11 protein-coding genes are annotated in these 12,366 nt (G+C 73.2%); 6 read left to right on the forward strand and 5 right to left on the reverse strand.

All coding sequences use genetic code 11. The features are described 5' to 3' along the window. The first annotated feature begins 90 nt into the window (after positions 1–90). Positions 91–1,569: an FAD-binding oxidoreductase gene (locus tag CFP65_RS01535; RefSeq protein WP_254552162.1), complete on the forward strand. Its 1,479-nt coding sequence runs from the start codon at positions 91–93 to the stop codon at positions 1,567–1,569. Between the two features lie 201 nt (positions 1,570–1,770). Here the strand turns inward: CFP65_RS01535 and CFP65_RS01540 are convergent, their stop codons facing one another. Further along, the gene (locus CFP65_RS01540; protein WP_104814390.1) at positions 1,771–2,955 is read right to left on the reverse strand and encodes an 8-amino-7-oxononanoate synthase; all 1,185 of its coding nucleotides are present in this window, start codon (positions 2,953–2,955) and stop codon (positions 1,771–1,773) included. 248 nt (positions 2,956–3,203) lie between these two features. Here CFP65_RS01540 and CFP65_RS01545 point away from each other — a divergent pair, with 248 nt between their 5' ends. Further along, entirely contained in the window at positions 3,204–3,980 is a 777-nt protein-coding gene (locus CFP65_RS01545; RefSeq protein WP_104814391.1) for a ZIP family metal transporter, read from the forward strand. An 18-nt stretch (positions 3,981–3,998) separates the two neighbouring features. On the opposite strand, the gene CFP65_RS01550 is transcribed toward CFP65_RS01545, so the two are convergent. Then, positions 3,999–4,679: a hypothetical protein gene (locus CFP65_RS01550; protein ID WP_104814392.1), complete on the reverse strand. Its 681-nt coding sequence runs from the start codon at positions 4,677–4,679 to the stop codon at positions 3,999–4,001. 291 nt (positions 4,680–4,970) lie between these two features. Further along, a complete protein-coding gene (locus CFP65_RS01555) occupies positions 4,971–6,473 on the reverse strand; it encodes a hypothetical protein (RefSeq protein WP_104814393.1) in 1,503 nt (500 codons plus the stop codon). 331 nt (positions 6,474–6,804) lie between these two features. Between CFP65_RS01555 and CFP65_RS01560 the strand changes: the two genes are divergently transcribed. Together CFP65_RS01560 and CFP65_RS01565 are read left to right on the forward strand one after the other, a co-directional pair. Next, positions 6,805–8,025, forward strand: coding sequence for an MFS transporter (locus CFP65_RS01560; RefSeq protein WP_104814394.1), 1,221 nt, complete (start codon positions 6,805–6,807; stop codon positions 8,023–8,025). Positions 8,026–8,120: 95 nt separating this feature from the next. Continuing rightward, entirely contained in the window at positions 8,121–9,077 is a 957-nt protein-coding gene (locus tag CFP65_RS01565; RefSeq protein ID WP_104814395.1) for an N-acetyltransferase, read from the forward strand. Positions 9,078–9,099: 22 nt separating this feature from the next. Here CFP65_RS01565 and CFP65_RS01570 read toward each other — a convergent pair whose 3' ends face one another. Next, a complete protein-coding gene (locus CFP65_RS01570; RefSeq protein ID WP_104814396.1) occupies positions 9,100–9,939 on the reverse strand; it encodes an SDR family oxidoreductase in 840 nt (279 codons plus the stop codon). Between the two features lie 92 nt (positions 9,940–10,031). Here CFP65_RS01570 and CFP65_RS01575 point away from each other — a divergent pair, with 92 nt between their 5' ends. After that, positions 10,032–10,424: a helix-turn-helix domain-containing protein gene (locus CFP65_RS01575; RefSeq protein WP_104814397.1), complete on the forward strand. Its 393-nt coding sequence runs from the start codon at positions 10,032–10,034 to the stop codon at positions 10,422–10,424. A 120-nt stretch (positions 10,425–10,544) separates the two neighbouring features. Here CFP65_RS01575 and CFP65_RS01580 read toward each other — a convergent pair whose 3' ends face one another. After that, positions 10,545–11,282 carry a TetR/AcrR family transcriptional regulator gene (locus CFP65_RS01580; protein ID WP_217368122.1) on the reverse strand — a complete coding sequence of 246 codons (738 nt, stop codon included), beginning with the start codon at positions 11,280–11,282 and terminating at the stop codon, positions 10,545–10,547. Between the two features lie 158 nt (positions 11,283–11,440). Here CFP65_RS01580 and CFP65_RS01590 point away from each other — a divergent pair, with 158 nt between their 5' ends. Further along, on the forward strand, positions 11,441–12,343 hold the full coding sequence (locus CFP65_RS01590) for a triacylglycerol lipase (RefSeq protein ID WP_158701964.1): 903 nt from the start codon (positions 11,441–11,443) through the stop codon (positions 12,341–12,343). Positions 12,344–12,366: the final 23 nt, after the last annotated feature.

Here is a 12,366-nt window from a genome sequence, read left to right on the forward strand (position 1 = left end):
CATCGGACAGTGCAAGTGAGCACCCGCGTAAGACAGCAGCGCCTGCCCGCTGATCCGCGCCGTTCCCCGCGCCCCTGGATGGTGCAACCCATGCCGATGCCGATCGACCGCCGCCAGTTCCTGGCCACCCTCAGCGGCGTGGCCCTGACCACCGCCTTCCACCCCTGGCCCAGCCGCCACCGCACCACCGCACCACCCGACTGGCAAGAGCTCGACCGCCGTCTCGACGGCCGCCTCCTCCTCCGCGGCTCCCCCGGCTACGCCGACCACCGCCTCGGCTACAACCAGCTCGACGACGACCAGTACCCCGCCGCCGTGGCCCTCTGCACCTCCCCCTCCGACGTGCAGCACTGCCTCGACCTGGCCCGGGGCCACGGCCTCCCGATCGCCGCCCGCAGCGGCGGCCACAGCTACCTCGGGTACAGCGTCCCGGACGGCGGCCTGGTCGTCGATCTCCGTTCGATGGCCCAGGTGGACGTCCGCCCGGACGGCACCACAGCAATAGGCCCCGGCGCCCGGCTGATCGAGGTCTACACGGCCCTCGCCCGGGCGGGTCGGCTGCTGCCGGCCGGTGCCTGCCCGACCGTCGGGATCGGCGGCCTCGCCCTCGGCGGCGGGATCGGCGTGCTGGCCCGCGCCTACGGCCTGACCTGCGACCGCCTCACCGCCGCCCAGGTGGTCACCGCCGACGGCACGCTGCGCGAGGCCTCCCCCGACTCCGAGCCCGATCTCCACTGGGCGCTGCGCGGCGGTGGCGGCGGCAACTTCGGCGTGGTCACCGCCCTCGAGTTCCGCACCGAACCGGCCCAAGACCTGACCGTCTTCTCGCTCGGCTTCCCGGCCGGCTCCGCCGCCGACCTGCTCGGCGCCTGGCTGAGCTGGACGCCGGGCACCCCGCGCGCGTTCTGGTCCTCCCTGCTGATCAACGGCGGCACCCCGCCGGACCCGCACCTGGTCGGCTGCCACGTCGGCCCGCAGAGCGCCGCCGACCAGCTCCTCGACAGCCTGATCGCGACCGCGGGCGTGCGCCCCGACAGCCGCAGCGTCCAGACCAAGGACTACCTGGGCGCGATGACGTACATGGCCGGCTGCTCCGCCAAGACCCTCGCCCAGTGCCGTCCGACCGCCGAGGGCGGCACCCTCTCCCGCGACGCCTTCCTCGCGGGCTCCCGGCTGGTCGGCCCGACCCCGCCCGACGCCGGCCGGGTGACCGACCTGCTGCTCGGCCGGGACGGCAGCTACCTGCTCTTCGACGCCCTCGGCGGCGCCGTCGCCGACCTCGCCCCGGACGCCACCGCCTTCCCCCACCGCGCCGCACCGGCCAGCATCCAGATCTTCACCGAGACCACCCCGGCCGGCCGCACCGGCGCCCGCGACACCGTCGCCGCACTCCGCGACGGCCTGACCCGCCTCGGCACCGAGGGCTCCTACGTCAACTACCTCGACGCCACCCTCCCCGACTGGGGCCACGCCTACTACGGCACCAACCTCGACCGCCTCCGCGCCACCGCGCTCCGCTACGACCCGGACGCCGTCTTCGCCTTCCCCCAGTCCGTCCTGAACGCCTAGCTCCGCCCAGGGCCTCTCTTACGGATCACGTCGGATCAGCGGGCGTCGTTGGAGGGCCCCTCCTGCCCGTTGGCGGGCAAGGAGGGCGCGTGCATCGGCGGCGCCGAGGAGGGAGTCCATGCGGAGCATCGGCGACTGACGAGAAGCCGGCGAGGTGCGTGGCCCGGCGGCGGCCGCCCGGCGTGATCCGTAAGAGAGGCCCTAGCTCACGGGGGCCGTGGCCACCACGATCCGGACCGCCTCGGCGATCTGGGCCTCGGTGAGGTCGCCCCGCGCGGTGAGCCGCAGCCGCGAGATGCCGTCCGGCACCGACGGCGGACGGAAGCAGCCCACGGCCAGGCCGGCCGTACGGCAGTCGGCGGCCCACTGCACGGCCGCCTCAGGCGTGGGGGCCTGGACGGAGACCACGGCGGCGTCCGGGTGGCTCGCGGTCAGACCGGCCGCACGCAGTGAGCCGGAGAGGGTGCGGGCGACCTCGCGGGTGCGGTCGGCGCGCTGCGGTTCGGCCCGCAGCAGGCGCAGCGCGCCGAGTGCGGCGCCGACGGCCGCCGGGGCGAGACCGGTGTCGAAGATGAAGGTGCGGGCAGTCTCGGTGAGGTGCCGGATCACCCGGGCGGGCCCGAGCACGGCCCCGCCCTGGGAGCCGAGCGACTTGGAGAGCGTCACGGTGGCGACGGTGTCCGGCTGCCCGGCCAGCCCGGCGGCGGCGAGGGCGCCCCGGCCGCCGGGGCCGAGCACGCCGAGCCCGTGCGCGTCGTCCACCAGCAGCGCCGCGCCGTGCGCGCGGGCGGCGGCGGAGAGTTCGGGCAGCCGGGCCGCGTTGCCGTCCACCGAGAAGACGGTGTCGCTGACCACCAGCGCCCGGCGGTGGCTGCGGGCGGCGAGCGCGGCGGCCACCTCCTCGGGGTCGTCGTGCGGAGCGCGGTGCACCTCGCTGCGGGAGAGCCGGCAGCCGTCGATCAGCGAGGCGTGGTTGTACGCGTCGGAGACGATCAGGGTGTCCGGGTCGGTCAGCGCGGTGAGCGCGGCGAGGTTGGCCGCGTAGCCGGAGGAGAAGACCAGCGCCGCCTCCACCCCGCAGAACTCGGCCAGCTCGCGCTCCAGCTCGGTGTGCAGCGCGGTGGTACCGGTGACCAGCCGGGAGCCGGTCGCGCCGCCGCCCCAGCGCAGCGCCGCCTCGGCGGCGGCCCCGGTCACGGCGGGGTGGTGCACCAGCCCGAGGTAGTCGTTGCTCGCCAGGTCCAGCACCGGGTCCTCGGCCGGCCGACTCCGCAGCGTCCGGGTGAGCCCGGCCCGGGAGCGGAGTTCGGCCGCCTCGTCGAGCCAGTCGAAGACGGCGGCGGGGGCGAGGGTCTGCTCGGCGCGGAGCACGGGGGGCTGGACCATGACCGCACTCTGTCACCCCGGCCCCACGCCGGGCAATGTGCGCCGCGGCACACCCCGGCCGACCCACCCGCAGCGGCTCGTACACGATCCACCGCCCACCGGAACTCCGTCTCGCCAAGCGGCACTTGCCACTCCCTCCCCTGACGGTCCGAAAGGTTGTTAGGCAAGCCTCACTTGCCCTAGTCTCTGCGCCGCCGCCCTCACCGACGGCCCCCTCCGGCTCATCCACCCCATCCCCTGGAGCAGTCATGTCCGGTACCCAGATCACCCTCCTGGGCGCCATCGCCGGCTTCACCATCTACCTCGGTCTGCCGATCGGCCGGCTCCGCAGACCCGCGCCCCGGCTGAAGGCGGGACTGAACGCCGTCGCCATCGGCATCCTGACCTTCCTGCTCTGGGACGTGCTCACCCACGCCTGGGAGCCGACCGACGCGGCCCTCTCCGACCACCACTGGGGCACCGCGCTCGGCGGCGGCGCCGTCCTCTTCCTCGGCCTCGCCCTCGGCCTGGCCGGGTTGGTCCACTACGACCGGCACAACGCCCGGCGCCTGGCCACGGCCGGCGGCTCGCCCTCCCGGCAGCTGGCCTGGATGATCGCCGTCGGCATCGGCCTGCACAACTTCGCCGAGGGCCTGGCCATCGGCAACTCGGCGGCCAAGGGCGAGCTCTCGCTGGCCGTCCTGCTCATCGTCGGCTTCGGGCTGCACAACGCGACCGAGGGCTTCGGCATCGTCGCCCCGCTCACCGGCGAGGAGCAGCGTCCGTCCTGGGGCCTGCTCGGTCTGCTCGGCCTGGTCGGCGGCGGCCCGACCTTCGCCGGCACCCTGGTCGGCCAGCACCTGGTGAACGACACCCTCAGCATCGCCTTCCTCGGCCTGGCCGCCGGGTCGATCCTCTACGTGGTGATCGAGCTGCTCGCCGTGGCCCGCAAGGCAGCCCTCAAGGAGCTGACCACCTGGGGCATCCTGGGCGGCCTGCTGCTCGGCTTCGCCACCGACGCGATCGTCACCGCCGCCGGCGCCTGAGCCGCCCCCAGGGGGCACTTACCGCCCGCTCCGCGGCGAGAGCCGGCGCTGCGAGCGCGAGGTGTCGGCGAGCTTCGCGGTCTTCTTCCACTCCGGGTAGAGCGCGCCGAAGTGCTGCTGCTCCTTGCCCTCGGTGCGGATCACCACGTAGCCACCCTTGGTCATCTGGAACGGCGCGGTGACCTTGCCCAGGTGGTCGAAGCCGTCCGAGCTGCTCGCCTGCGGGTCGAACCAGGCCGGGGTCACGAAGTTGGACACCGACACCGGGCCGGCGCCCGACACGGTGATCTCGTACGAGTCGGATTCGACCGGGTCGCCGATCTCGTAGGCGTAGGCGGCGCCCTTCAGGTCGTCGGCCCAGAGGTTGACGTGCTCGTCCACGAAGGTCTCCAGCACCTCGTGGCTCAGCACCGCAGAGACCGACAGCCGGCCGCTCAGCGCCGTCCCGCCGTGGTCCAGCACCGGGGCGGCGAAGACCCGGCCGAAGATCAGGTCACCCTCCGACTCGGTGTGCCAGCCGAGCGCGTCGGCCTGGTCCGAGTCGTCGAGGATCGCGATCACCCAGGCCCCGGGAGGCGCCTCCTCCTCGCTCGCGGCCCACACCACCGGGATCGGCACCTTGCGCCAGACCGGGGCGGCGTCCCGCTGCACCTGCGTCGCACAGGCCCGGGTCATCGTCCGCACGTCCTGGTCGGTCACCCGTGTCGATTTGTTGACAACCGTGATCACTGCTCTCACTTCCCTCACGCGTCCGGGCGGCAGGCGCCGTACCCGACGGCGCCGCACCGCACCACGGCGACCCGGGGAAAGCCTGCGTCGGGGTGTCGGGAGTCCTGGCCGAACCACAACGGGCCACCGCGCACCCCCATCATCGCGCGCCACCCCCCACCACGCACGTGTTGATCCGTCAACTTGACCACCCCGAACGCCCTGTCACCCCACCCACCCCTGCGGAAGGACCACCCGGGCCTACGTCAATCGGCCGACCGCTCACCCGAAGGACCCGATGCTGACGCAACCGGTCAGATAGAGCACCACGGCAAGACACCAGAGCGCCCCGAGCGACACCATCAACGACACCTGCGCCACCCGCTTGACGTGCATCGCGAGCGTGCTGGTGTCCCGCGCCAGCAGCAACGAGGCCGACACCGTCACCGGGATCAGGATCGTCACCACGTCCGCGCTGCTCAGCCCCGGCTTCCCCCCGGACGGAAACACCCCGAACCTCACCAGCACCGCAATGGCCATCAGCGTCGCAATGACCACCCCACGACAGGTCAGCCGCCGCAGGTACGGCTGCCGCAGCCGGCACTCGATGCCGATCACGTCGGCCCGCGCCTCGTGCGCGTCGTACCTGGTGTACTGCTCCGCCGTCCGGTGCTCGGCATCGGGTTCGTCGACCGCACCGATCTCCCCGTCCGGGACCACCCTCGTCTTGCGCGCGTGCAGCTCGACGCCGTTGTCGGCCACCGAGACCGAGAAGTGATTGGTCCTGGCGTCGTGGAAGGTGATGTTCGTACTGGCGGTCGGCCAGATCCACTTCCGGCAGAGCGAGGAGGCCGCGTGCTCCCGGACGGCACCGAAGTGGATCTCCCGCCGTTCCTTCGCCCTCATCAGGAACGGCTCGTCCAGCGGCACCCGGCAGCGCGCCATCATCTCCCACCGCGAGCCGTACCTGAAGTAACGCCGAAGCAGCCGCTCCGACTCCGGGGTCCGGACCAGGGCGATCTCCTGGAGCAGCACACCCAGTCGCCGCATCACCGCACCGGCCTCAGCCCCCGAACACTGCCCGTCCCGGATGTAGTTCGCCAGCACGAGCAGCGGGTTCTGCGCCGAACTGGTCTCGTCGACGTGCACCCGCCCGTGCACCAGTGCCTTGATCCGCACCCTGCACTCCCTGGCCCCCGCGACAGCCTCTGATCCGCAGTCGGCGATGGACTTCCGGACGTACTTCGCCGTGCAGCAGGCGACCCGCCAGTCCCCGTCGAACAGGAACGAGCACTTCCTGAGCTGCTCCTTGAGCTCCACCGGATTGAACAGGAAGATCGTGGCCAGCAGCCGCTCCAGCTCCTCGTCGAGCAGCCCGCCGAGGTTCAGTTGCTCCGCCCGGTACCGGAAGTGCCGGGCCTGCATCCGGCAGATCTCGCCGCGCGGCAGCCGGTGGCCGGGCTTCCCCGCCGCCTCGATGGAGAAGTTCACCGAGGTGACCTTCGGCATGTCGACCACCGGCAGCACCAGCATCGCCTTGCGCGGGGCGTCCTTGAGAAACTCCGCGGCCGGCCCCTCCCGGAGCGGCGGCTCCACCAGGATCTCCCGCTCCCGTTCCGACCAGAGCGCACTCGACAGCGAGATCCGCGCCGCCGACCGAGCCCGCCACCCCGGCAGATCGTCCAGCAGCGCGAACACCAGCCGGTCGGCCTCACCGACCGGCTGCCAATGCCGGGACCACACCACCGGCTCGATCTGCTCGATCTGCTCGATCTGCTCAGTCATGGGAATCACCTGACCTCACCCGACCCACCGGGCCCGGTTCGACCCGGTGTCCCCCTGTAGTTCCACCCTCCTCTCCTCGGTGCCGCACCGCACCCCGCCCCCGCAAATCCGATGGCCCGTCAGCCCCTGCACCCACTACCCTCCGGGCAGCATCGGTACCCGGAGAGGAGTGGGCATGCGTTTCGAGGTGGACACGGTCACCGGCTCGCCCCGAGGGCGTCGGGTGCACTGACGGCACCCGCCGGACCACTGCGAACTCCTTCGCAGCTCCCTCGGCGAGACGGACCCGGACGACGTACTCCGACCGTTCTCTCCCACCGAGGAGCCACTCTTGCCTGCCCGAAAGAACTCCACGCCGTTCGGCGCGGACTTCCACAAGCTCTGGGCCGCGTCCGCGATCTCCACGCTCGGCGACGGCATCACCATGGCAGCCGGCCCGCTGCTCGTCGCCTCGCTCACCCACGACCCCGCTCCGGTGGCCCTGGCCGTCTTCTTCCAGCAGCTGCCCTGGCTGCTGTTCGGCCTGGTAAGCGGGGTGTACGTGGACCGCCTGGACCGCCGCCGGCTGGTCGTCGCGGTCAACCTCGTCCGCGCGACGGCCCTTGCCGCGCTCGCCACCGCGGCAGCGCTGCAGGCCGTGCACCTGCCGTTCCTCTACGCGGTGCTCTTCCTGCTCGGCACCGCCGACACCCTCGCCGACACCGCGAGCTCGGCCCTCCTCCCGTCCGTGGTCGCTCGCGGCGACCTGGCCGAGGCCAACGCCCGACTCTCCCTCACCTTCAGCGTCGGCAACCAGTTCCTGGCCAAGCCCCTCGGCGCCTGGCTCTTCGCCCTCGCCGCCGCAGCCCCGTTCGCCACCGACGCCCTCACCTTCGCCGCCGCAGCGGCCCTGACGGCCGCCCTCCGCCCGCGGACCACCCCCGCCCCACCATCGGTCACCGCGCCACGGGAGCGGATACGCACTGACCTCACCACCGGCGTACGCTGGCTCGCGCGTCAGCCGCTCCTGCGCGCCCTCACCCTCACCATGGCCGTCGGCAACCTCTTCTTCTGCGCGGCCTTCGCCACCTTCGTCCTCTACGCCCACCGCCGCCTCGGCCTCTCCGGCCCCGGTTACGGGCTGCTCCTCACCACCTTCGCCCTGGGCGGCACCCTCGGCACGCTCACCGTCCGCCGTCTCCGCCACCGCTGGCGCGCGGCGACCCTGCTCCGCGCCGGCCTCCTGGTCGAGACGGCCACCCACGCCGCCCTGGCCGCCACCACCCGGGTCTGGCTCGCGGCGCCCGTGCTGGTGCTGTTCGGCGTCCACACCATGGTCTGGGGCTCGATCGCCGCCACCCTCCACCAACGCGCCACCCCCGACCAGCTACGCGGCCGGGTCGGCAGCGTCCGCACCCTCGCCGACCTCGGCAGCGCCGCCCTGGGCTCCCTGTTCGGCGCCCTGCTCACCCGCCACCTGGCCCTGACCACCCCGTTCTGGCTCGCCGCCGCAGCCATGCTGCTGACCACCGCCTGCGCCTGGCGCCCCCTCAGCCGAGCCGCCCTCGACTGACTCCCGGCCAGTCCCCTACCCGGCGAGCAGCAGCGCGGCGACCGCCTCCGGAAATCGTTCGACGGCGATAGGCCCTGCTGGCACAGTGACCGACCATGACCGACTTCGAGATCCTGACCGCCGCCGACATCCCGCTCATGCAGGGCCTGGCCCAGCGCGTCACCGCCGCTCGCCCGGACCTGATCAGCGCCGGTGCCTCGTACGGCGAGCTGGCCTGGGTCTGGGGCAAGGGGCGCGCCGCCCACGGCCAGACCTGGCGGCGGCGGTTCTGGACGGCCGACGGCGTGCTGGTCGCCTGGGGCTGGGCCTTCCTGCCGCACCGGATCGAGCGCAACGACGGGTCGGCCACCGAGGTGAAGGACGCCTTCCTGAGCTACCAGGTGCACCCCGACCACCTCCACCTGGTCGACGAGGTCATCGGGTGGTACGAGGAGGTCGCGGCCGGTCTCGACCGGATGGCGCTGCCGACCACCGCCGAGGAGTACGCGCTGACCCGCTGGGCGGCCCACGGGTACGAGACCGACCGGGCCGCCCTCGGCGAGGACGGCGACTGGACTCAGCTCAACCGGCGTGACCTGGCCGAGCTCGACCCACCGGCGCTGCCGGCGGGCTACCGCTTCCGCACGGCCGCCGAAGCCGGACCGGAGGCGGCCGTCCAGGCCCACCTCAACGCCTGGAACCCCTCCCCGTACACGGCCCGCAGCTACCAGGGCGTCCGCGAGACGGCCGCCTACCGCGGCGACCTGCACGTGCTGGTCGAGGCCCCGGACGGCGCCTGGGCCGCCTCGGCGATCATGTGGCTGGACGAGGTCAACCGGACGGTCGAGTTCGAGCCCGTCGGCACCCACCCCGACCACCGCCGCCGCGGCCTGGCCCACGCGATGATGCTCCACGGCATGCACCTGGCCCGCGCGGCCGGCGCCACCCACGCCACCGTCGTCTGCCTCGGCGCCCCCGGCCACCCCAAGGCCCGCGGGCTCTACCACGGCCTCGGCTTCCGCGAGATCTCCCGCGACGCCCCGCTCCTCAAGACCGCCCCCGAGCCCGCCTGACGCCCGGGTTCGAAGCCAGGCCCTACCGGAAGGCCGCGACGTTGCGGGCGGCCCAGGCGGCGAAGGGGTGCGGGGCACGGCCGAGCACCCGCTGGACGTCCGGGCTGATGCGCAGTTCGGCCGGGTTCGGGGCGCCGAGGATGTCCAGGGTGTCCTCGGCGAGCTCGGCCGGCATGGCCCGCCTCATGGCGGCCCCGGCCTCGGCGCGGGTGAGCTCGTGGAACCGCACCGGCGAGCCCAGCGCCCCGGCGATCGCGGCCGCCTGCCCGCGCGGCGTGATCACCTCGGGGCCGGTCAACTGGTAGACGCTGCCGGCGTGCCGGTCGTCCAGCAGGCAGGCCGCCGCGACCGCCGCGATGTCGGCCGGGTCGACGATCGGCACGCCGACCTCGCCGAAGGGCGCGGCGACCAGCCCCTGGGTGCGGACGGACTCGGCCCACCAGAGCGCGTTGGAGGCGAAGCCGCCCGGCTGCAGGATCACCCACTCCAGGCCGGATCCCCGCAGGGCGTCCTCGAGTTCGCGCATCGCGATCCGGGTCGGCCCGAACGGCCTGGTCACCACGCCCTGACTGGAGAGCAGCACCACCCGCCGGACCCCGGCCGCCGCGGCCTCGCCGATCAACTCGGCGGGCCGCCCCGCCGGGCCGTGCAACTCACCGGAGAGCAGCAGGAAGAGCGCCGACGCCCCGGCCAGCGCGGGCCGCAGCTCGGCCGGCCTGCCCAAGTCGGCCGCCAGATGCCGCACTCCGTCCGGCACCGCCGCCGCGCGGCGCGACACCGCCGTCACCTGCTGCCCCGCCTCGGCCAGCGCCCGGGTCAGCGGTCGGCCGATGTTCCCGGTCGCTCCGGTCACCACGATCATGTTCGACTCCTCGTCAGTTCGCTTCGGTGGACGTGACGTTAGGAGGACGGGCTCACTGTTGGTAAGGGCATACCTGGAGGTAAGCTCATGACATGGTGGGAGGGTTGCAGTTCAAGGGAGCCGAGCCGGGCGACCGGTATGACGTGTTTCACACCGACTGCCCCGCGCGTGACATGGTCGACCACGTCACCAGCAGGTGGGGCGTCTGGGTGCTGATCTCCCTGCGGCGCAACGACCTCCGCTTCTTCGAGTTGCGCGAGAGCATCCACGGCATCAGCGAGAAGATGCTCGCCCAGACCCTCCGGGTCCTGGTCCAGGACGCCCTGGTCTGGCGGAAGGTCGAACCGACCACCCCACCCCAAGTCACCTACGGCCTGACCGAGTTCGGCCGCGAGGTCAGCGAACCCCTGACGGACCTGTTCGACCTGATCACCCGCCGGCTCCCCCCGGCCGACGCCCCGCACCGGTCCCGCGCCGACGATTGACCGTGGGACCTGGCGCGCGGGAGCGAGCCCTGGGCACCACCACCCCGGACAGTTCCGCGCCGTCCGGACCTGCCCCCGGACCGCGCGTCACCACGAGGCGAGCATTGTCTGATGGGGTCCCTAGTCGGTGCTGACGCCCGCGCGGACGGCCTCGTAGAAGCCCTGCACGTCGCGGACCAGGGTGGCGACCTGGGCGGGGTCGCGCGGGTCGGCGTCCAGGAGCCAGTCCGAGACCAGGTCGAACATGCCGCCGACCAGGCCGATCGCGATGGGGTGGGGGTCGATGTTCCGGCGGAGCGGGCGGCCGGCGTACTGGCGCCAGGTGCGTTCGACGAAGGCGGCGGCCCAGCGGCGATTGGCGCGGCGCTGGCGCTCGACCGCCGGGGAGACGGCGCCGCCCTGGCCGAAGGTGACCTGGGCCAGCCGGGGGTCGGCGACCAAGGCGTGGGCGAAGGCGGTGACCAGCTGCCACTCGCCCTTGTACGGGTCGGGCGGGGCGGCGGCCAACTCCTGGGTCAGCCTGGCCTCCAGGCGGGTGGTCACCTCGCGCAGCAGGGCGACGTAGCAGGCCTCGCGGCTCTCGAAGATCTCGTAGAAGCCCTTGGTGCCGACGAAGGCCTGCTGGCACAGCTGCTCGATCGAGGTGTTGGCGTAACCCTGGGCGGCGAACAACTCCAGTGCCGCTTCGAGGAGTTGATGGCGTCGCTGGGCACGCCGCTGTTCGGCGTCCATGCCGCGGATCCGGCGGCCGGTGGCCACCGGTCCGGCCGCGACCCGAGCTTCGGAATCGGTCGCGGCGGCGTTGGCATTGGCGGTGGTACTGGCGCTGGCGCTGGCGGCGGGGCTCTCTGCAGGCACCCGACCAGGTTAGCGGCTTGACGACTCCTCAGTCGCGCTCCCGACAAGTCCGGCGACTCCCAACACGGCAACCTTTTACCAACAAGCCGCCTTGTTGGAAGTTGGCGCCCGTGCTGTACTGACCGCATCCCACCCCCTCGCCCGCCGGGAGGCCCCCGATGCGCCGACCGCTCCGCCGCACGCTGCTCGCCCTCGCGACCACCCTGCTCGCCGCCACCGCCGCGACCACCACGGCCACCCCGAGCCAGGCAGCCACCACCACGGCCGCCACTCCCACCCTCACCACCAACTCCGGCTTCAACGACTGGAGTTGCCGCCCCTCCCCCGCCCACCCCGAGCCGGTGCTGCTGCTCCACGGCCTCGGTGGCAACGGCCCCGGCAACATGGCCTTCCTCGGCCCGGCCCTCGCCGCCGCCGGCTACTGCGCCTACGCCCCCACCTACGGCGAGCCGCTTCCCGGCCTGCCGGTCGGCGGGCTCAAGGCCGTGGACGACTCCGCCCACGAGATCGCCGGCACGATCGACCGCATCCTCGCCACCACCGGGGCAACCCGGCTCGACCTCGTCGGCCACTCCGAGGGCGCGTTCGAATCGCTCTACCTGCCGAAGGCCCTGCCCGGGTACGCCGCGAAGACCGCGAAGGTGGTCGCCATCGCCCCGCCGACCCACGGCACCACCTTCGCGAACCTGATCACCCTCGCCGAGACCCTCGGCATCCGCCCCGCCGTCGACACCGTGCTCGCCACCGCCGGCTGCGTGGCCTGCACCGAACTCACCACCGGCGGCCCAGCGGTGGCCCGCCTCAACGACGGCCCGATCACCCGACCCGGCATCGACTACACCGTGGTCGCCTCCACCGCCGACGCCCTGGTCACCCCGTACGGCACCGAGTACGTGGCGGAGCCCGGCGTCACCAACGAGAGCGTCCAGCAGTACTGCCCGCTCGACCCGGTCGGCCACATCGGCCTCGCCTACGACGGCGACGTGGCCCAGCTGGTCCTCAACGCCCTCGACCCCGCCCACCCCGGCCCGGTGCTCTGCACCCTCGGCCCCCTGTTCTGATCCCCCGAGTCAACCCCTCCGGG

Source organism: Kitasatospora sp. MMS16-BH015, assembly GCF_002943525.1.
GTDB lineage: Bacteria > Actinomycetota > Actinomycetes > Streptomycetales > Streptomycetaceae > Kitasatospora.